Source organism: Bacteroides sp. MSK.18.37, assembly GCF_019129155.2.
In the GTDB taxonomy this organism is placed as follows: Bacteria; Bacteroidota; Bacteroidia; order Bacteroidales; family Bacteroidaceae; genus Bacteroides; species Bacteroides ovatus.
Genome location: NZ_JAHOIB020000001.1, coordinates 1,686,239 through 1,705,237, shown reverse-complemented (window position 1 = coordinate 1,705,237; position 18,999 = coordinate 1,686,239). Strand labels below are relative to the sequence as shown.

Annotated in this window: 16 protein-coding genes; 6 read left to right on the top strand and 10 right to left on the bottom strand. The window is 41.7% G+C overall.

The genetic code is table 11. The annotated features are described in order from the left end of the window. Positions 1 to 3: 3 nt before the first annotated feature. Together KSX81_RS07150 and KSX81_RS07145 are read left to right on the top strand one after the other, a co-directional pair. A complete protein-coding gene (locus KSX81_RS07150; RefSeq protein WP_004323487.1) occupies positions 4 to 1,416 on the top strand; it encodes a hypothetical protein in 1,413 nt (470 codons plus the stop codon). 10 nt (positions 1,417 to 1,426) lie between these two features. Continuing rightward, positions 1,427 to 2,980, top strand: coding sequence for a hypothetical protein (locus KSX81_RS07145; protein ID WP_004323486.1), 1,554 nt, complete (start codon positions 1,427 to 1,429; stop codon positions 2,978 to 2,980). A 175-nt stretch (positions 2,981 to 3,155) separates the two neighbouring features. Here the strand turns inward: KSX81_RS07145 and pyrH are convergent, their stop codons facing one another. Beyond that, complete coding sequence (pyrH, locus tag KSX81_RS07140) at positions 3,156 to 3,866, bottom strand: UMP kinase (RefSeq protein WP_004299207.1); 711 nt, start codon at positions 3,864 to 3,866, stop codon at positions 3,156 to 3,158. A gap of 54 nt (positions 3,867 to 3,920) precedes the next feature. Next, complete coding sequence (locus tag KSX81_RS07135; RefSeq protein WP_004299208.1) at positions 3,921 to 5,249, bottom strand: MATE family efflux transporter; 1,329 nt, start codon at positions 5,247 to 5,249, stop codon at positions 3,921 to 3,923. Between the two features lie 112 nt (positions 5,250 to 5,361). Here KSX81_RS07135 and KSX81_RS07130 point away from each other — a divergent pair, with 112 nt between their 5' ends. Further along, positions 5,362 to 6,045 carry a tetratricopeptide repeat protein gene (locus KSX81_RS07130; RefSeq protein WP_004299209.1) on the top strand — a complete coding sequence of 228 codons (684 nt, stop codon included), beginning with the start codon at positions 5,362 to 5,364 and terminating at the stop codon, positions 6,043 to 6,045. Between the two features lie 33 nt (positions 6,046 to 6,078). Here KSX81_RS07130 and KSX81_RS07125 read toward each other — a convergent pair whose 3' ends face one another. The 4 genes from KSX81_RS07125 to KSX81_RS07110 all read right to left on the bottom strand — a co-directional run bounded on the left by KSX81_RS07125 (position 6,079) and on the right by KSX81_RS07110 (position 9,013). Next, on the bottom strand, positions 6,079 to 7,368 hold the full coding sequence (locus KSX81_RS07125; RefSeq protein ID WP_004299210.1) for a zinc-dependent metalloproteinase lipoprotein: 1,290 nt from the start codon (positions 7,366 to 7,368) through the stop codon (positions 6,079 to 6,081). Positions 7,369 to 7,434: 66 nt separating this feature from the next. Beyond that, the gene (locus KSX81_RS07120; RefSeq protein WP_004299211.1) at positions 7,435 to 8,193 is read right to left on the bottom strand and encodes a biotin--[acetyl-CoA-carboxylase] ligase; all 759 of its coding nucleotides are present in this window, start codon (positions 8,191 to 8,193) and stop codon (positions 7,435 to 7,437) included. Further along, on the bottom strand, positions 8,177 to 8,533 hold the full coding sequence (locus KSX81_RS07115) for an MmcQ/YjbR family DNA-binding protein (protein WP_004299212.1): 357 nt from the start codon (positions 8,531 to 8,533) through the stop codon (positions 8,177 to 8,179). The genes KSX81_RS07120 and KSX81_RS07115 overlap by 17 nt, the downstream gene beginning before the upstream one ends. Positions 8,534 to 8,647: 114 nt before the next feature. Beyond that, a complete protein-coding gene (locus KSX81_RS07110; RefSeq protein ID WP_004299213.1) occupies positions 8,648 to 9,013 on the bottom strand; it encodes a YraN family protein in 366 nt (121 codons plus the stop codon). Between the two features lie 67 nt (positions 9,014 to 9,080). Between KSX81_RS07110 and KSX81_RS07105 the strand changes: the two genes are divergently transcribed. Further along, a complete protein-coding gene (locus tag KSX81_RS07105) occupies positions 9,081 to 9,314 on the top strand; it encodes a hypothetical protein (RefSeq protein ID WP_004299215.1) in 234 nt (77 codons plus the stop codon). A 40-nt stretch (positions 9,315 to 9,354) separates the two neighbouring features. Beyond that, complete coding sequence (locus tag KSX81_RS07100; protein WP_004299216.1) at positions 9,355 to 9,792, top strand: nucleoside deaminase; 438 nt, start codon at positions 9,355 to 9,357, stop codon at positions 9,790 to 9,792. A 15-nt stretch (positions 9,793 to 9,807) separates the two neighbouring features. On the opposite strand, the gene KSX81_RS07095 is transcribed toward KSX81_RS07100, so the two are convergent. From KSX81_RS07095 to KSX81_RS07085, 3 genes are all read right to left on the bottom strand, one after another. Beyond that, positions 9,808 to 10,098, bottom strand: coding sequence for a DUF4834 family protein (locus tag KSX81_RS07095; protein ID WP_004299217.1), 291 nt, complete (start codon positions 10,096 to 10,098; stop codon positions 9,808 to 9,810). Positions 10,099 to 10,165: 67 nt separating this feature from the next. Next, positions 10,166 to 10,873: a CDP-diacylglycerol--serine O-phosphatidyltransferase gene (pssA, locus tag KSX81_RS07090; protein WP_004323485.1), complete on the bottom strand. Its 708-nt coding sequence runs from the start codon at positions 10,871 to 10,873 to the stop codon at positions 10,166 to 10,168. A 10-nt stretch (positions 10,874 to 10,883) separates the two neighbouring features. Then, positions 10,884 to 11,570, bottom strand: a complete 687-nt coding sequence (locus KSX81_RS07085) for a phosphatidylserine decarboxylase family protein (RefSeq protein ID WP_004299219.1) — start codon at positions 11,568 to 11,570, stop codon at positions 10,884 to 10,886. A 161-nt stretch (positions 11,571 to 11,731) separates the two neighbouring features. Between KSX81_RS07085 and dnaE the strand changes: the two genes are divergently transcribed. Further along, the gene (gene dnaE / locus KSX81_RS07080; RefSeq protein WP_004299221.1) at positions 11,732 to 15,538 is read left to right on the top strand and encodes a DNA polymerase III subunit alpha; all 3,807 of its coding nucleotides are present in this window, start codon (positions 11,732 to 11,734) and stop codon (positions 15,536 to 15,538) included. A 218-nt stretch (positions 15,539 to 15,756) separates the two neighbouring features. Here dnaE and KSX81_RS07075 read toward each other — a convergent pair whose 3' ends face one another. Further along, the gene (locus KSX81_RS07075; RefSeq protein WP_004299222.1) at positions 15,757 to 18,999 is read right to left on the bottom strand and encodes a glycosyl hydrolase; all 3,243 of its coding nucleotides are present in this window, start codon (positions 18,997 to 18,999) and stop codon (positions 15,757 to 15,759) included.

Sequence of the window (18,999 nt, the reverse complement as noted above, 5' to 3'; positions counted from 1 at the left end):
ATGATGAAAAATAGTATAGTTATATTGTTTTTACTGCTGTTATCCCAGTTTGGTTATGCCCAGGGACGTACATTTAAGGTCACTGCCCGTCCGTGGGTGAAAGGACAGAAAAATCTGCCTTGGAAAGAGTATGATACCCGTACTATTGCTCAATTGGATGGGTTCAAACCTACTGGTAAAGTACGTGTGAATAAGTATGGAAGTGATTTGGATGCTCCCAGGCATCGGGCTACAGGATTTTTCAGGGTAGAACGTATTGGAAATCGATGGTGGATGATTGATCCCGATGGGTATCGGCATTTGCAGAAAGTGGTGGTAGGAGTACGTTTAGGTACTTCCGAACGCAATAAACAAGCAATGCTGGACAAATTCGGTACGGAGGAAAAATGGATCGAAGGAACGGCACGGATGATTCATTCGCTGGGCTTTTCCGGGACCGGCTCCTGGAGTAATGAAGAAGCTATTGCCTCTTACAATGCCTCTCATAAGGAGGTACTGACTCGCTCAATCATTCTGAACCTGATGAGTGGATATGGGAAGAAACGAGGAGGAACTTATCAGTTACCTGGTAATACGGGATATCCTAATCAGTGTATTTTCGTTTTTGACCCGGAGTTCGAAACCTATTGCGATGAGATGGCACAAAAACTGGTCGCAAATAAAACGGATAAAAATATCATCGGCTATTTTTCGGATAATGAACTGCCGTTCGGGCCGAAGAATCTGGAGGGGTATCTGACTTTGAAGAATCCCAATGATCCGGGAAGATTGTATGCAGAATCCTGGTTGAAACAGCAGGGTATTACTTTGCAGCAAATTACGGACGAACATCGGGAAGAGTTTGCGGGGGTAGTAGCGGAACGATACTATAAAGTGGTGTCGGAAGCGATTCGGAAGTATGATCCCAATCACCTTTATTTAGGTAGTCGTCTACATGGAAAACCTAAGTTTATCCGCCAGATTGTGGAAGCGGCAGGCAGGTATTGTGATGTCGTTGCTATTAACTACTATGGTGCATGGACACCGAGTGAGAAGACCATGAAGCATTGGGGCGAATGGGCTCAAAAACCTTTCATCATCACGGAATTTTATACGAAAGGAATGGATTCAGGGCTGGCAAACACAACAGGGGCAGGTTTCACCGTTCAAACCCAGCAGGAACGTGGATATGCCTACCAGCATTTTGTTTTGGGATTATTGGAAAGTGGGAATTGTGTCGGATGGCATTGGTTCCGTTATCAGGATAATGATCCGACAGCAAAAGGGGCAGATCCTTCGAATCTGGACTCTAACAAAGGGCTGGTAGATAATGAATACAATCTTTATAAACCGTTGGCTGATGCTATGAAAGAATTGAATATCAACGCTTATCGTTTGGCTGACTGGTTCGACCAACAATCAACTAATAATAAATAAAATACATACCATGAAAAAACTATTTATATTGGGAACTTTTCTGTTTATAAGTTCTATTCCTATGGTGTCTTGTACGGATGATGATGATAAAGATCCTAATTTTATGCCTCCTGACATAGTGATGGGAGGGGGAGATGTAGAGTCGGAATATCCGGAAGATTTGCCTGCTCCCGGAGCTTCTGTGATGTATACTCCGTCATTAAATGCCAATATGTATCGTCCTATCAGTGTTAAGTATTCCAGTGCTTATCCGCCTATATCTAGTTGGAAAACAGAGAATACACGTATTATTGCGTATATGGACGGGTATAAGCCGGCTATTAAAACGTTGAAAGCGTATCAGGAGTCGGTTAATAAATACGGAAGTTCGACTACACTTCCGAAACAGGCGGCTACGGGAAGATTTTATACGAAGAAAATAGACGGACGTTGGTGGTTGGTTGATCCGGAAGGTTGTCTGCATCTGGAGCGTAGTGCGACTTCTTTGCGTAAGGGAACTTCTAGTCGTAATAAAACGGCCTGGAATAGCAGGTTTGGAGCTGATGAGAAATGGTTATCTACTACTCAACGTGAATTGAGTGAGATCGGCTTTCACGGTACAGGTGCTTTCTGCACAGGAACTTATTCACTGATTCAGACTCATAATGTTTCCAATCCGAGCAGTCCGTTAACTTTGGCGCCTTCATTTGCTTTTTTAAGCCAGTTCAAGAGTGCGAAGTCTTATAATTATCCCGGAGGAAGCGATGATAACGCGGCAGGTCTTGTGTTTTATAATGGATGGGCTGAATGGTGTGAATCATATTTGGCAGGTAGTGCTTTCGCAGATTATTTGCGGGATCCTAATGTGTTAGGTTTCTTTTCAGATAATGAGATAAACTTCTCTTCAAACAGTTCCCGGATTTTGGATCGTTTTCTGGCTATCAGTAACTCAAGTGATCCGGCTTATGTTGCGGCGAAAGCTTTTATGGATTCTAAAGGTACGCAAAGTGTGACGGATGACTTGAATAATGAGTTTGCCGGGATTGTAGCAGAGAAATATTATAAAGCAGTGAAAGAGGCAGTGAAGAAAGTAGATGATAAGTTGCTTTATCTGGGAACTAGATTACATGGAACTCCTAAATACATGGAAGGAGTAGTGAGAGCTGCCGGAAAATATTGTGATGTTATTTCTATCAATTATTATAGTCGTTGGAGTCCTGAACTGACAACAGCGATTGCTGATTGGGCTAATTGGGCGGACAAACCGTTTCTTGTAAGTGAGTTTTATACGAAAGGGGTGGAGGACTCTGATCTGAATAACCAGTCGGGAGCCGGATATTCTGTCCCTACACAAAACGAGAGAGCTTATGCTTATCAGCATTTTACATTAGGATTGCTTGAAGCTAAGAATTGTGTTGGCTGGCATTGGTTCAAATACCAGGATGATGATGGTACGGACAATTCGTCGAAACCTGCTAATAAAGGTCTTTATGATAATTCTTATCAACTCTTTCCTTATCTATCTTTCTTTGCCCGCGAATTGAATTTTAATGCGTATGATTTGATTCAGTATTTTGATAAATAGGTGTTGTTTGTTTCTATATAATATTTGAGAGGAAAAACAAAGTGCGAATTTTACAGGATTAGTTTTGGTTAAAGCTATACTGCAAAATTCGCACTTCTTATTTCTAAATGAATAATCAATGTCTTATCAGAGTAGAGTATCATCTGATAGACAAATGAATATCGGTAGTGAAAAATTAGTTATGTACTAACGTACCTATCTCTTCTCCACTGATAACCTTCTTTAAGTTGCCTACTGTGTCCATATCAAATACGACGATTGGCAGATTGTTTTCTTTACACATACAAGTCGCTGTCAAATCCATGACTTTCAAACCACGTTTCAGTACTTCATCGTATGTAATATCGTCGAATTTGGTAGCGGTAGGATCTTTTTCGGGATCAGCCGTGTAAATGCCATCTACACGAGTACCTTTCAGCATAACGTCTGCTTCGATTTCTATGCCTCTAAGTGAAGAACCGGTGTCAGTAGTAAAGAAAGGATTTCCCGTTCCAGCGGACATAATGACCACTTCGCCGTTCTCCATACATTCGATAGCTTTCCATTTACTGTAGAATTCACCGATAGGTTCCATCCGGACTGCTGTCAACACACGTGCCTTTACACCGGTAGCCACAAGAGCAGAACTTAGAGCGAGACTGTTGATTACAGTAGCCAACATTCCCATTTGGTCTCCTTTCACGCGGTCGAAACCTTTATTGGCTCCGCTTAGTCCGCGAAATATATTGCCTCCTCCGATAACGATACCAATCTGTACCCCTTGCTGGTGGATTTCTTTGATTTGTTCAGCATATTCTGCCAGTCTTTTTTCATCAATGCCATATTGCTTTTCGCCCATTAAGCTCTCTCCACTAAGCTTTAGTAAGATTCTTTTATACTTTGCCATACCTTTTGCTTTTTATTGTTTGCCGCAAATATAGAGATAATTTATCGGATAGCCTCACCGGGATACGATTACTTTTTTCATTATTTGTCTTCCCAAAAGGGTTTGTACAATTCCCCGCAATGAAAGATAAATGAGAAAGGCTAGCCACAGGGCGTGATTTCCTAAAAGGGGATGGAAAGCGTAATAGACTCCAAAGAAGCTGGCAGAGGCAACTAACATGGAGTAAAGCATCTGCCGGGTAGCAGTGGCACCGATAAAAATGCCATCCCATAAGAAAGCGGAGAAACCGGCTAACGGAATAATGAGTGCCCAGTAAAAATAAGTGTCTGAAGCGCTGATTACTGAAGTGTCATTGGTTAGTAATCCTAGGAATTCTTTTCCGCCAGCTGCATAGAGAATCGTGAATACCAGTGAAAGACCGAATCCCCAATAGAAAAGGTGATGTATTGTGTTACGTAAGCCTGTTTGGTTTTTGGCACCAATGTAACGGCCGGTCAGTGCTTCACCGGCATAAGCAAATCCGTCCATAATGTACGAAAACAAAGTAAATAATTGCATGAGCAAGGTGTTCACGGCTAATACGATTTCTCCTTGGGCGGCCCCTGCAGAAGTAAAAAACATAGTGACTATAACAAGGCAGAGGGTACGGAAGAATATGTCCCGGTTGACTTGAAAGAAACGGTACATGGCTTGTTTCTGTATGATTTCTTTCCATACGATTCGTTTTTTAAGCGCACTATAGTAACGCATGTATAGCAGAATAGCCATAAAGAAACCTGCATATTGGGCAATTAAAGTCCCTGTTGCCACTCCTGCCACTTTCATGTCCAATAAGTAGACAAAACATAGACTGGCTACAATGTTGACAATATTTTGAGTAATAGCGATATACATGGGAAAACGTGAATTCTGCATCCCGATAAACCAGCCGGCGAATCCATAAAGCCCTAATGTGGCTGGGGCTCCCCAGATACAAATATAAAAATAGGCTGTTGCCAGTTGCTTGACCTCCGGTGTGGTTTGTATCAGTGTAAATGCCAGTTTCAAGATAGGGTATTGGAGTATCAACAGGCAAAGTGCTATAAATAATCCTACTCCAACAGAACGTAGTAGTAACCGGGTGATTTCGTTTAAATCATGCTGACCGTACGCTTGTGAAGTCATTCCGCTTGTTCCCATGCGTAGGAATCCAAAAATCCAGTAGATAATATTGAATAACATTCCCCCTACTGCAATGGCTCCAATGTACGCCGGAGAACCGAGATGTCCTACAATCGTGACATCGATAAGTCCCAGTAGCGGAACGGTAATATTCGATATAATCGATGGGATGGCTATCTGTAATATTCGTCTGTTTACGGAGGATTTTTTTTTATCTGTCATTGTATAAAAACACTTTTATCAATTTGATTGTTCTTTTCGCGAACAAAGGTACATTTTTTATTTTTTTATTGTATCTTTGTGTGTCACGAACTAAATAGCAATCAGATGGATTATGAGGACCTTAACTATTTTTCTTATCTCTTTATTTTTATTGCCGCTGGTGCTGAATGCGCAGTCGGTTGATGAGATGTTACAAAAAGTGTCTGCTGCCATTGAGGCAGGGCAGAATGGGCAGGCTGTGAGCTATTTCCGGCAGACTATCGCTCTGAATATAGACCGTACGGAAATGTATTATTGGACGAATGTAGACAAGAACAGTGAAATTAGCTCCAAACTGGCTACAGAATTAGCGCTTGCCTATAAAAAGAATCGGAATTACGACAAAGCCTATTTATTTTACAAGGAATTACTGCAAAAGGCTCCTAATAATGTAGATTGTTTGGAAGCTTGCGCAGAAATGCAGGTATGTCGCGGGCAGGAGAAAGATGCTTTGCGTATGTACGAAAAAATATTGCAACTTGAGGCGGATAATCTGGCGGCTAATATCTTTTTAGGAAACTATTATTATTTGACAGCAGAACAGGAGAAAAAAAAGTTAGAGACGGATTATAAAAAACTTTCTTCTCCCACTAAAATGCAGTATGCCCGCTACCGGGATGGATTATCGAAGTTATTTACTACCCGGTATGAGAAAGCGCGTAACTCTTTGCAGAAAGTGATTCTGCGTTTCCCATCAACAGAAGCTCAAAAGACATTGGATAAGATATTGAGGATAGAAAAAGAGGTGAATCGCTAAGCGGTTCACCTCTTTTCAATTATATTCAATTTGTTATTTTATAGTGCGTATTGGTAAATCCAAAGGTCCTTCATTAAGCGCTCGGGTATCAATGTCTCCTTTCTTCGGTCCGGGTATCAGAGGACTATAGGATAAGACATGTCTGATACGTTCACGTTGATTTTGAGTGAATTGGTTTGAATAACTAATAGCATAATCCATGATATTATAAGAGATAAACTCTATACCATCACATCCTGTTCGTTTTACCAAATTTTTAAATGTGTATTTTTCTCTCTCATTCTCATATATGTAATCACAATTGCTATCATACTCTTGTTTATTATAGCTTTTGGTATCTTTGCAATAATCCGTATCTTCACACGTGCCATTATCGGTTTCGGCAAAGACATGATGTAGTCCCAGGTAATGTCCTAATTCATGAGCTAGCGTGACAACAATGTCTGCTGTACTATATTCTGTTGGAGTAGACTCTTCATTAATATATAGGCTATTAATGGAGACACATAGTGGGAATTGTAAATTTGCTAATGTTAGATGAGAGTAGTCTGTTTCACCAAGCCCTTCTAAATAATGCTTGCCTGTAGTAGAAAAAGGAATATGAGAGATACCTAATGTTACTGAATTTGAATTCGGTTCAGTTGTAAAATTATAAACCATAATGTTGATATATGAGTTCGGATCCCATAAGTATTTTACATATTTTCCCGAATTATCCTTCATAAAAGCTTCACAATCGATAGGGTATGACTCTGACCATTGGATATATTCTACGCCAGGATTGGGTAATGTTTCTCCATTTTTATCTGTTGTTGCCAATGTAAAAGTAAGATTCATGTCTACACTGTTATTCTTGCTTTTATACAGACTGTTCACTTTGTCTAGTATATGGGATAAACGGCTTGAATTTACTTTTTGTAGAGAATTCTCATCTTCATACAATACATGAAAGATTACAGGGAGTTCATAATGGTATTCTTCAGCCGTATTGGTAGAGCCATTTTGAATGATTTGAACAGTTTTGCTAACCTTATGACTTATGATAGTGACAGTTGCTGTTCTGGAATTGGATTCCAGATTTGCATTAATAGATAAGATTAACTTTCCATCGTTTTCTCCTTTTTGTGTATTGGGAATGCACCATTGTTTATTACTTGTAACAGTCCATGAGGAACTACAAGTAATATCTATCGTTAATGATTCACCGCTTGCGCTGATGTTATCAAACTTCGATTCTGATATATTCAATGTTGCAGAATCTGAATCATCGCATCCTATTAATATCCATAACAATGGAAGGAGGAAAATTAATTTTGTTTTCATAAATGAAAGAGTTTTATATAAAAACGCATGTTTCAAAGATAATGTTTTGATCTGAAATAGAATAGCTTATTTCAGTAAATATTCTACTTCCTTAAACATGTACCCTCTTTTAGTCAGCTTCTCATCTTCTAATATTAATCTTCCTTCAGGTTCTACACAAACGATTCGTGCAAGAAATTCTCCATTAGCATCTTTATATTGATGCATTCCTTCCCTTCTGAAAAGAGATTCTCCATATTGACAGGCTATTGATGTTGTATCACCTTTTTTGAGCAAGCTATAATAAGATTGGATACGCAGCATGATATTTTTCAGTATTTTGAATAGATCATGCTCTTCTCCTGTGATTTGTAGTAGTGAAACGGGGTTAGGAGCAGAACTGTGAAATATCTCCTGATTAATATTAATTCCGATGCCTGCAATACTTTGATTGATGTTCCGCCCCATCAGATCGTTTTCTATCAACATCCCACATATTTTCTTTTCTTTCCAATAAATATCATTCGGCCATTTGATAGAAATATCGGAGGTATAAGTATCCAATTCTTCTTTAATAGCTAAAGATATAATCTGTGAAATAAGAAACTGACGTCGTGCTTCCAAAAACTCGGGGAAGATAACGGTGCTGAAAAGAAGATTCTTGCCAGGATCTGATTCCCACGAATTTCCACGCTGTCCCCGACCGGAAGTTTGAAAATCGGCGACAATGACAGTTAGTTCCTCCACTTTCTGTTCAGAACAGAGAGATTGCAGATAATTGTTGGTAGAGTTCGTCTCGTTGATATGAATCAATGGAACCGGGAATGTATCAAGGGAGGGCATCATATTCTGCGCGTAACTTTTTAGTAAATTTTTTGATTACCTCATCATAAGAGTGGTCAATAAGCTCTTTCATCAATTTATCATCTACGTCACTGTCAAAGCGGACACTATTCCAGTACTTTTTATTAAAATGATAAGCCCCTTCAATTCCCGAATAATGTTCACGCAATTCGATTGCTTTTTCCGGATCACATTTTAGTGCGATGTGATTAGCTTCTTCCAGGTCAATGAGAGCAAACATCTTGTTCATTACCTTTATAACCAGTGATACATCATCGAAAGGGAAAGATTCGGTGACTCCTCTCTTGCTTAAGCAGTATTCTCTGATAGTTTCTACATTCATAATGAATTAATAATTATAGTATGTTTTCATAATTGGTTATATCATAATTTTAAGCGCAGATTGCACGCATTTCACGGCTCTTATAATGATGAATATGTAAAGCCAAAGCATTCTTTAATATAAAGGAGGATAAAACGCTTCCTCTATGTGTTCAACCTTGAAATGCCCGTCGTTGCCTACTACAGTAATGATATCAAAGCGTACAGGAGAGTCAATCTGAAACAATCTGATATAGGTATCCGCTGCGCGTACCGTACGTCTTATTTTAGGTAAATCAACAGCATCTTCCGGCTCTGCAAATAGGGTATTACTGCGAGTTTTCACTTCTACTACAATCAGTTCATTATCCTTTGCTGCTACAATGTCCAGTTCGAAATGTCCTTTTCTCCAGTTCCGGTCACGGATGAGATACCCCTTCTGTTCAAGATAAGCTACGGCGGCATTTTCTCCGGCTTTTCCTAAATCATTATGTTTAGCCATCTTTTTTTGCAAATTTACTGCTTTTATTCTTTGTATTTACAGAAGTAAAAGTAATTTTGCAGAAGATATGAGAAAAAGGAGTAAGAAGTGCCTGAAAATGCATGTCGAGTGTACCAAAAGGGAACGACGGATGAGCATTTTATTGAGCGACGAAGAACAGCTGATTGTAGATCGTTATCTTGAGAAATATAAGATAACGAACAAGTCACGTTGGCTTCGTGAAACGATTCTCATGTTTATTCATAAGAATATGGAAGAAGATTATCCAACCCTTTTTGGTGAACACGACATGAGACGATAGGGGGATAATAAAAATAATAGATTCAAAATTAAAGGGTGGAATGCTGGACGATATTTACTTCATGAAACAAGCTTTGATAGAGGCAGGAAAGGCTGCCGAGCGGGGGGAAGTTCCCGTTGGAGCTGTCGTGGTTTGTAAGGAGCGGATTATCGCACGTGCCCATAATCTCACAGAAACATTGAATGATGTAACGGCTCATGCCGAGATGCAGGCTATTACAGCTGCTGCCAATGTGCTTGGTGGCAAGTACTTGAACGAATGTACCCTGTATGTCACGGTTGAACCTTGCGTAATGTGTGCCGGAGCTATTGCTTGGGCACAGACTGGTAAACTTGTATTTGGCGCTGAAGATGAAAAACGCGGCTATCAGAAATATGCCGGTTCGGCTCTACATCCTAAAACGGTGGTTGTAAAAGGGGTAATGGCTGACGAATGCGCTACATTAATGAAAGAGTTCTTTGCTGCGAAACGAAAATAAAAGCAGTATCCTGTTTTATTTGATTTCCTCAAAATCTACATATTCACCATCGTCCTGGGTGAATATTTTTTTATGTCTTTTCTCCGGAACATTCTCGGAATATATTTCCTCTTCATCATCATTTGAACGGCGATCTCTTTGGCTATAGTCCTGTTGGCTTGTACGTCCCGATTCCGTTTGTTTCGGGCGTGATGAAGAAGAACCACGTCCTAATCCGAAAATCGTTCTTAGTATGAAGCCGATAATAGAAAGGCCAAATACGAAAATGGCAATAATAAAAATGAGTATGAATAAAAGTATATGCATCGGGCTATGATTTTTATGTTGTTACTTCGATAAAACTCATAGTACAACAAACGTGCCAAGAGATTGTTTATTTACTTTTTCTTGTAAAAAGTGAAAGTAAAATATACCATACAATGATGGCGGCAAAGCTACTGATTCCAAGAAATATAAGAAGAGGAATGCAGATAATCAGGAATATAAAACTGATTTTGTTGTCATTCCATGACAGATTTTTAAATTTCAGCGAAAACATCGGTATTTCTGATACCAGCAGTCCGGAAAACAGACAGACAAGTATAAGAAGGTAGACAGGATGGCAGTTGTCTGATATCAGGAAGTCATGTGCACCCGCCACTAAAGAACCCCAGAACAGAGCGTTGGCGGGAACCGGAAGTCCCACAAAAGAACTGGTCTGTCGCGTGTCATTATTGAATTTAGCCAGGCGCAATGCTGAAAAAACAGAAATCAAGAATGCTAAATAGGGTAGGTAAGGAGCGATGAACTCCATACTTGCCGGATAATACATTTCTTTGAACAGAGAGAATACGATCAGTGAAGGAGCAACTCCAAAACTGACATCATCTGCCAATGAGTCCAAGTCTTTTCCGATAATGGAATGTGCATTGAGCATACGAGCCAACAATCCGTCGAAGAAGTCGAAAATGGAACTTAAAGCAATGAAAAGTAGTGCCAGCTCATAGTTGGCTTCAAAAGCCATGACGCAGGCAATACAACCGGAGAAAAGGTTCAGGCAGGTTACGGTATTCGGAATACTGTTTTTAATAACGTTTGTCATTGTGACAGAATTATTTAAGTTTGGCGATAACCGTTTGGTTACCGGTCGTTAATTGTCCCATGCTGACACATACTTCTGTGCCAATGGGTAAATACACATCCACACGGGAACCGAATTTGATAAATCCCATGTGTTCGTCAATATAACATTCTTCTCCTACTTCAGCGTAGGTGACAATACGGCGTGCCACTGCTCCGGCAATTTGCCGGGTGAGTACTTCCACTCCTTCCGGAGTTTCGATTACTACCGTAGAACGTTCGTTTTCTGTGCTGGCTTTCGGCAGCCATGCTTTCATGAAGTTTCCATTATGATGTGCTACCTTTTTAATGGTACCGTCCACCGGATACCAGTTGGCATGTACATTCACAATGCTCATGAAGATGGATATCATTAACCGGCGGTCATGGAAATATTCGTTTTCATCGACTTCCTCGATAACGACGATTTTTCCATCGGCGGGTGCTACGACAATCTTTTCAGTGTCCTGTCCGAAGAGACGGATCGGACATCGAAAGAAATTCACCATCAGCAGATAGACTGCTATACTCGCTACTGCTACCACATAAAATGGTATTTTGCAATCGATCCCCCAATAAAGAGCCGCATTAATCAATAGCAATAGCAAGAAGCTAGCCCATAATATATGTGTTCCTTCGCGGTGAATACGTATTTTCTTCAATTTCTTTAGTCGGCCCATGAATGCTGTTTAATGATATTGTCTGCAAAAATATACTTAATTTAAAAATTCAGCAAGTAAATGAGCATAGAAATGCGAATGTTGATAACTTTTTGAGGATTATTTTTGTTTATAACCCGGGAGGTAGTAATTTTATGCCTTCAAATTAACTACTTATCATTATGCAGGATTTCGTTCATTTACATGTCCATACTCAATATTCTTTGTTGGATGGTCAGGCTAGCGTAGCTCGTCTGGTTGATAAAGCCATGAAGAATGGGATGAAGGGTATAGCCGTGACCGATCATGGAAATATGTTCGGTATCAAGGAATTTACGAACTACGTCAATAAGAAGAACAGCGGTCCGAAAGGTGAAGTCAAGGACCTGAAGAAGCGAATTGCAGGAATTGAGGCCGGCACGATAGAGTGCGAGGATAAAGAGGCGGAGATTGCTGCTTGCAAAGCTAAGATCGTGGAAGCGGAAAACAAACTATTCAAACCGATCATCGGTTGTGAAATGTATGTGGCACGCCGTACCATGGACCTGAAAGAAGGCAAGCCCGACCAGAGTGGTTATCACCTGATCGTATTGGCTAAGAATGAAACAGGTTATCACAACCTTATTAAATTAGTATCGCACGCGTGGACGCGCGGTTATTATATGCGTCCGCGTACTGACCGTAGCGAACTCGAAAAATATCACGAAGGACTTATTATTTGTTCAGCCTGTCTCGGTGGTGAGGTGCCGAAGCGGATTACTGCCGGGCAATTTGCCGAAGCGGAGGAAGCAATACAATGGTATAAGAATTTGTTTGGCGATGACTACTATCTGGAGTTACAACGCCATAAAGCGACTGTTCCCCGTGCCAATCATGAGTGTTATCCGTTGCAGGTGAATGTGAACAAACATTTGATAGAATATGCTAAGAAATTCAATGTCAAACTGATTTGTACGAATGATGTTCACTTTGTAGATGAAGAGAATGCGGAAGCGCACGACCGTTTGATCTGTTTGAGTACCGGTAAGGATTTGGATGATCCTACCCGTATGCTTTACACCAAACAAGAATGGATGAAGACACGCGAAGAGATGAACGAACTCTTTGCCGACGTGCCCGAAGCATTGAGCAATACACTGGAGATTCTTGATAAGGTAGAATACTACTCGATCGACCATGCACCTATCATGCCGACTTTCGCCATTCCCGAAGATTTCGGAACAGAGGAGGGGTATCGGGCGAAGTTTACAGAAAAAGACTTGTTCGACGAGTTTACTCAAGATGAACATGGTAATGTGGTATTAAGTGAAGAGGATGCGAAAGCAAAAATTAAACGCTTGGGTGGTTATGATAAACTTTATCGTATAAAACTTGAAGGAGATTATTTGGCAAAACTGGCTTTTGACGGAGCTAAAAGAATTTATGGTGAACCTCTAACGGAAGAAGTCAAAGAACGAATGAACTTCGAATTGTACATCATGAAAACGATGGGTTTCCCCGGATACTTCTTGATTGTACAGGACTTTATCAATGCGGCACGTAAGGAACTGGGTGTGTCGGTAGGTCCGGGACGTGGTTCGGCAGCAGGTTCAGCAGTGGCTTATTGTTTGGGTATTACGAAGATAGACCCTATCCAATATGATTTGCTGTTTGAACGTTTCTTGAATCCAGACCGTATTTCCTTGCCCGATATTGATGTGGACTTTGATGATGACGGTCGTGGTGAGGTACTTCGTTGGGTGACAAATAAATATGGTCAGGAAAAAGTTGCTCATATTATTACGTATGGTACTATGGCGACAAAGATGGCTATCAAGGATGTCGCGCGTGTACAAAAGCTACCTTTGTCAGAATCCGATCGTTTGTGTAAACTGGTTCCTGACAAGATTCCTGACAAGAAACTTAATTTGCCGAATGCCATTGCTTATGTTCCCGAATTGCAAGCAGCGGAAGCGTCATCTGATCCTCTATTGCGGGATACGATCAAGTATGCCAAAATGCTTGAAGGCAACGTGCGTGGTACAGGTGTACATGCTTGCGGTACGATTATTTGCCGTGATGATATTACTGACTGGGTACCTGTCAGCACTGCTGATGATAAGGAAACGGGCGAAAAGATGCTTGTTACCCAGTATGAAGGCTCGGTGATTGAAGATACTGGGTTGATTAAGATGGACTTCCTCGGTCTGAAAACTTTGTCTATCATCAAAGAAGCTGTTGAAAATATCCGTTTAAGTCGTAATGTTGAAGTAGATGTCGATGCGATAGATATTTCTGATCCGGCTACTTATAAATTATATAGTGACGGACGTACGATTGGTACATTCCAGTTTGAATCTGCTGGTATGCAGAAGTACCTGCGCGAATTGCAGCCTTCTACATTCGAAGATTTGATTGCCATGAATGCCCTTTATCGTCCGGGACCGATGGATTATATCCCTGATTTTATTGATCGTAAACATGGACGCAAGCCGATTGAGTATGATATTCCGATAATGGAGAAATACTTGAAGGATACGTATGGTATTACGGTCTATCAGGAACAGGTGATGCTTTTGTCACGCTTATTGGCCGACTTTACCCGTGGTGAGTCCGATGCCCTTCGTAAAGCGATGGGTAAGAAGTTGCGTGACAAGCTGGATCACATGAAACCTAAATTTGTTGAAGGCGGACGAAAGAATGGACATGACCCGAAAGTGCTTGAGAAGATTTGGACAGACTGGGAAAAATTCGCGTCTTATGCTTTCAATAAATCACATGCTACTTGTTATTCGTGGGTGGCTTACCAAACAGCCTATCTGAAAGCCAATTACCCTCCTGAATATATGGCAGCTGTCATGAGCCGAAGTTTGTCGAACATTACCGATATCACGAAACTTATGGACGAATGTAAGGCAATGGGTATTCAGACACTGGGACCAGATGTAAATGAGAGTAACCTGAAGTTTACCGTAAACCATGACGGTGATATTCGTTTCGGACTTGGGGCCGTCAAAGGTGTAGGTGAAGCTGCTGTACAAAGCATTATGGAGGAACGGCGTAAAAATGGTCCTTTCCTCGGAATCTTTGATTTTGTGCAACGTGTCAATCTCAATGCCTGCAACAAGAAGAATATGGAATGTCTGGCATTAGCCGGAGGATTTGATAGTTTCCCGGAACTGAAACGGGAACAATATTTTGCTGTAAACTCTAAGGGAGAAGTTTTCCTGGAAACATTGATGCGTTATGGTAACCGTTATCAGGCAGATAAGGCGGCTGCCGTCAATTCTCTGTTCGGTGGTGAAAACGTTATTGATGTTGCAACTCCTGAAATTCCTCAAGGGGTAGAACGTTGGAGTGATCTCGACCGTCTGAACCGTGAGCGTGATTTGGTTGGTATCTATCTTTCCGCTCACCCGTTGGATGAATTCTCTATCGTATTGGAACATGTTTGCAATACACGTATGGCAGATTTGGAAGATAAAGCTGCCCTTGTCGGTCGTGAAATAACGATGGGAGGAATTGTGACCAGTGTTCGTCGTGGAGTCAGCAAGAACGGAAATCCGTATGGTATCGCCAAGATTGAGGACTATTCCGGTTCTACCGAGATTCCATTCTGGGGAAACGACTGGGTGACTTATCAGGGATATCTCAATGAAGGAACGTTCTTGTATATCAAGGCACGCTGTCAGGCCAAGCAATGGCGGCAGGATGAACTGGAAGTGAAAATCACCTCTATGGAACTTCTTCCCGACGTGAAAGAAGAACTGGTGCAGAAGATCACAATCGTCATTCCCCTGTCTGTCTTGAATTCGGCTTTGGTCACTGAACTTGCTACTCTGACGAAGGAACATCCGGGAAATACGGAACTATACTTCAAGGTGACAGATGATGCTGATGTAACTCATATGTCGGTTGATTTGATTTCCCGTCCGGTTAGACTTTCAGTAGGCCGGGATTTAATAACATATTTAAAGGAACGTCCCGAACTGGGATTTCATATAAATTGATTAAGTGTTCATTTATTTTCTTTATAATAAGTAAAATCGCTTATAAACATAAATTATAAGCGATTTTACTTATTATAGTGGATACTTCCAAATTACTGAAAGTCCCCACCCGCACAGCAATGCAACGCCTAAGCTCAACATACGTACCGACCAAAGCATATTCAGTTGCTGAATGTCATAATCGCTGACATGGTTTAATACCTTAAGAATTCCCTGTTTTAATAAGTGATGCTTTCAATAACGACAGGTTCTATCAGTCCGGACTTCTGTAAAGGAGATGATGAATTCCAGGGATTGTTAGGAGTCCAGGTCGGACGTTCTTCAACAGGTAATTTGCTATCTCCGATGAGTCGGTTCACCCATGTATTTACCACTTCAATTTCTACTTTGTTTGTTCCCTGCTTGATGGCTTCCGAAATATTGAGTCGGTAAGGGGGCGTCCATACACCACCGATGTATTGTCCATTGACTTTCACTTTTGCCATAACGGCTACCTCATTGAGGTTGATAAATAATGGACTGTTGGGTACTATATCTTTTAGCGTAAATTCAGTCCGATAGACGGCTGTTCCTGAATAATACCTGATGGCGTCTTCTTTACTTGTACTCCAGTCGTACAGGCTTTGGAAGACAACCGGGGCTTGAGGACCTTTTTGACTCTTATCGAAAGAGACTGTCCACGGACCGGCCAGTGTGGCGATTGTCTGTGGTTCCGGGTAATTGGTGTCCGTATCGTTGACTAACGAAGATGAGGAAACTTCTTTGGCAAATACGACGAAGATACTCTCCAAAGGTTCCAGTTCGAGAGGAATTACTGTCGCATTTGCGTTGCGTTCGTACTTCTTTAAAAGGCGGATAGCACCAGTTGTCGGTTCCCAAAGTTCAGGTTGCTTATTGGTTACACGAAATTCCGGTGAGAATACGACTTTTTCTGAAGATTGGTTGGACAGGAAGTAAACATCCATATCACCGATGCTGCGATGACCGTATACTACAGGAATGTCTTTAGTCAATGCACAGTCGGGAATGCAATGCACTAATTCTAATGCTTCGTGCATATTCATACCGCTTAATATCATGCCATTGCCATAATTGCCGCTTTTCACCTTGATACCGTCTACATTTCCCCACAAGGCATTTGCCATTTCCTGAACTTTCTTATCTGCTTCGGGGAAGTCTTGCAAGCTTGGCGAACGGTTAGGCTTCGGACCGAGAATGACACCTCCGTCTTTCACAAGTTGAGTGATTTTGGTTAATAGTTCGGGACGCATTGTTTCCAATTCCGGTAATACCATGATTCGGTAACTTGTGCCGTGGGGTAGAGTCAATAGACCGTCTTTGACAGTCATATCGCGGAGTATCACTTCTGCATTGATGTAATCGAACTGGTATCCTTTCGGCAAGGGAGGATTCGTGACACCGGTCATTTTGGGAGTATCTTCTCCTATGAAATAGCAAATATCAGCTACGTTGAGTCCCTGTTGGAGCATGAAGTTACAACGTTTCAGGTAGTCGGTGAATAGGTCCAACTGGGAATACCAAGTGTTGAAACGGTTAAATTCGTTGCTGTAAGGTGCATTCAGTCCGGGCAGTTTGCCTTCCGCTTTCTGTGAAATATAGACGTGCAGCAGTGTGTTGTTGATTCCTTCGGAGAAGAAAAGGTCACCACGTTGTTTCATGGTAGCCGGATAACGGCTGTAAGCCATACCGCCACAGGTGAAAGACTCGGAAGAGATTTTTTGTTTACCGTAGATATGACCACACGAAGAAGCAGCCCTGTTTTCTATATTGCCTAGTTCTCCCTCGCTCCAGAATTCTCCTGCCACTTCATCTGCTTGCCCGCCGTATTGCAAAAACTCTCCGGAGAATCCCCAGTGACCGTAGTTTTCCAACCAGGTAGTCATTCCGTATTGGTGGCTTAGACGGGTTAGTTCACCAATATGATCGTATGATAACCGTTCGGCCACCATCTTTCTCATATCCCACAAAAAGCGGTCGGAGGCATCTTCGCTTTCCACAACCACTCCATTGTAGACAGGGAGAAAAGGTAGTGCGCTATAACCGTACTTCTTCTCAAATGATTCAAGGAAATCGTCCGTGAAGTTTTGACCTCCCTTTTCATAACTGTCCGCTACAACTACTTTCCAAGTCTTACGGTCGGCTTCAGGGATTCTCTTGTAAATCTCGCCGATAAAGGCGTCGAAATGGCTTCGGAGGTGCTCCTTACTCATTTTGTCCACTTCAAGACCTATCCCGTCTTTTAATGCAGGACCGTTTTCTACATAAGTGGGTACCATTCCCATTCGCACAATTTCCCATTCTCCGTCGGGAGCGTCCCAGGAAAGTTTGTTTCCTTTCATACAGGCGGTGATGTCTTTCACTTGTTCGGGCTGAACGATCAATGCAGGGTCGTCCACCACTGCTTGCACCGGCCATTGATATTCATTCCAGTAAGGAAGTGGAGTCTGATACATTTTGGCGAATGTTTTCTCCGAATAACTTTCTACTACCGGAGCAGAAGACAATGTTATTTCCCGGATGCCACTATTGGGATTCAGACCGGAGAGTGACAACCGGAAGTCTTTACCGCTGGCTGTGGGGAAAGAGATGGCAATAGGAGCATAAGGATCGAATCCTACAGCCAGATTATCGTTGTATCTTTCTATACTGAACTGCTTGATTTCTTTGTATTCACCGTTATCATTCATTTGCAGAACCGCCTGGCAACGTATAGGTGCGGCGGAGGTAAGCAGGCGGAGGCTTCGCAATGCTACTGTATCGTGGCTCTTAAAGTCTATTACGACTTCGGATTGGTTGCCAAACCGTATTTCTGTCGCCGTTTCTCCATCTATCAGATGATGGATAGCAGTGATGGCGGGGGAAGAGCTAACAGTGCAGTTGGCCGGATTAAGGATCGTAGCTTTGCTTTTCACAGACGGATAAGCCAGTACTTTTACATCTTGAAAATTAGGATTGGTTTTGGGTAACATAACTTCTATTGCCTGTCCGCCTTTGACTTGCGTGCCGACAGATGCCAGATACCGCATGGACTGCTCCGGCTTGATCCACGGACCTCCTGCCTGACTCCATCCCGGAGAGTTGAAGATACCGATTTCTATATTCAGCTCGGTTGCCTTTTTTAAAGCGGCATGCAGTATCTCCCACCATTCGTCGGAGAAAATCTGCACATCTCCGGTGGGTGCTTCCGCTGCACTTAGTCCGATATTCGCTATAAATGCACGGTTGATGCCAGCCTGTTTCATTGATTCCAGATCTTTGATGACTCCCTCTTTGGAAATATTTCCAGAAATCCAGTGCCAGTAGACACTTGTCTGAATGGAATCCGGGAGGTTGGTAAACCCTCCGCGAAGTTGCTCATAACTGACTTCCCGAATTTCTTGGCAGGCGGACAGACAAAGGATGAAACCTATGACTGAAATGAGTTTGGTTATTTTCTTCAT

Excerpts from the sequence above, each read along its gene's own strand:
- dnaE (WP_004299221.1), top strand. The coding sequence starts at position 11,732 with ATGCAGGATTTCGTTCATTTACATGTCCATACTCAATATTCTTTGTTG.
- KSX81_RS07100 (WP_004299216.1), top strand. The coding sequence starts at position 9,355 with ATGCTGGACGATATTTACTTCATGAAACAAGCTTTGATAGAGGCAGGA.
- KSX81_RS07150 (WP_004323487.1), top strand. The coding sequence starts at position 4 with ATGAAAAATAGTATAGTTATATTGTTTTTACTGCTGTTATCCCAGTTT.
- KSX81_RS07125 (WP_004299210.1), bottom strand. The coding sequence starts at position 7,368 with ATGAAAACAAAATTAATTTTCCTCCTTCCATTGTTATGGATATTAATA.
- KSX81_RS07115 (WP_004299212.1), bottom strand. The coding sequence starts at position 8,533 with ATGAATGTAGAAACTATCAGAGAATACTGCTTAAGCAAGAGAGGAGTC.
- KSX81_RS07085 (WP_004299219.1), bottom strand. The coding sequence starts at position 11,570 with ATGGGCCGACTAAAGAAATTGAAGAAAATACGTATTCACCGCGAAGGA.
- KSX81_RS07120 (WP_004299211.1), bottom strand. The coding sequence starts at position 8,193 with ATGATGCCCTCCCTTGATACATTCCCGGTTCCATTGATTCATATCAAC.
- pssA (WP_004323485.1), bottom strand. The coding sequence starts at position 10,873 with ATGACAAACGTTATTAAAAACAGTATTCCGAATACCGTAACCTGCCTG.
- KSX81_RS07075 (WP_004299222.1), bottom strand. The coding sequence starts at position 18,999 with ATGAAGAAAATAACCAAACTCATTTCAGTCATAGGTTTCATCCTTTGT.
- KSX81_RS07110 (WP_004299213.1), bottom strand. The coding sequence starts at position 9,013 with ATGGCTAAACATAATGATTTAGGAAAAGCCGGAGAAAATGCCGCCGTA.
- pyrH (WP_004299207.1), bottom strand. The coding sequence starts at position 3,866 with ATGGCAAAGTATAAAAGAATCTTACTAAAGCTTAGTGGAGAGAGCTTA.
- KSX81_RS07135 (WP_004299208.1), bottom strand. The coding sequence starts at position 5,249 with ATGACAGATAAAAAAAAATCCTCCGTAAACAGACGAATATTACAGATA.
- KSX81_RS07145 (WP_004323486.1), top strand. The coding sequence starts at position 1,427 with ATGAAAAAACTATTTATATTGGGAACTTTTCTGTTTATAAGTTCTATT.
- KSX81_RS07130 (WP_004299209.1), top strand. The coding sequence starts at position 5,362 with ATGAGGACCTTAACTATTTTTCTTATCTCTTTATTTTTATTGCCGCTG.
- KSX81_RS07095 (WP_004299217.1), bottom strand. The coding sequence starts at position 10,098 with ATGCATATACTTTTATTCATACTCATTTTTATTATTGCCATTTTCGTA.
- KSX81_RS07105 (WP_004299215.1), top strand. The coding sequence starts at position 9,081 with ATGAGAAAAAGGAGTAAGAAGTGCCTGAAAATGCATGTCGAGTGTACC.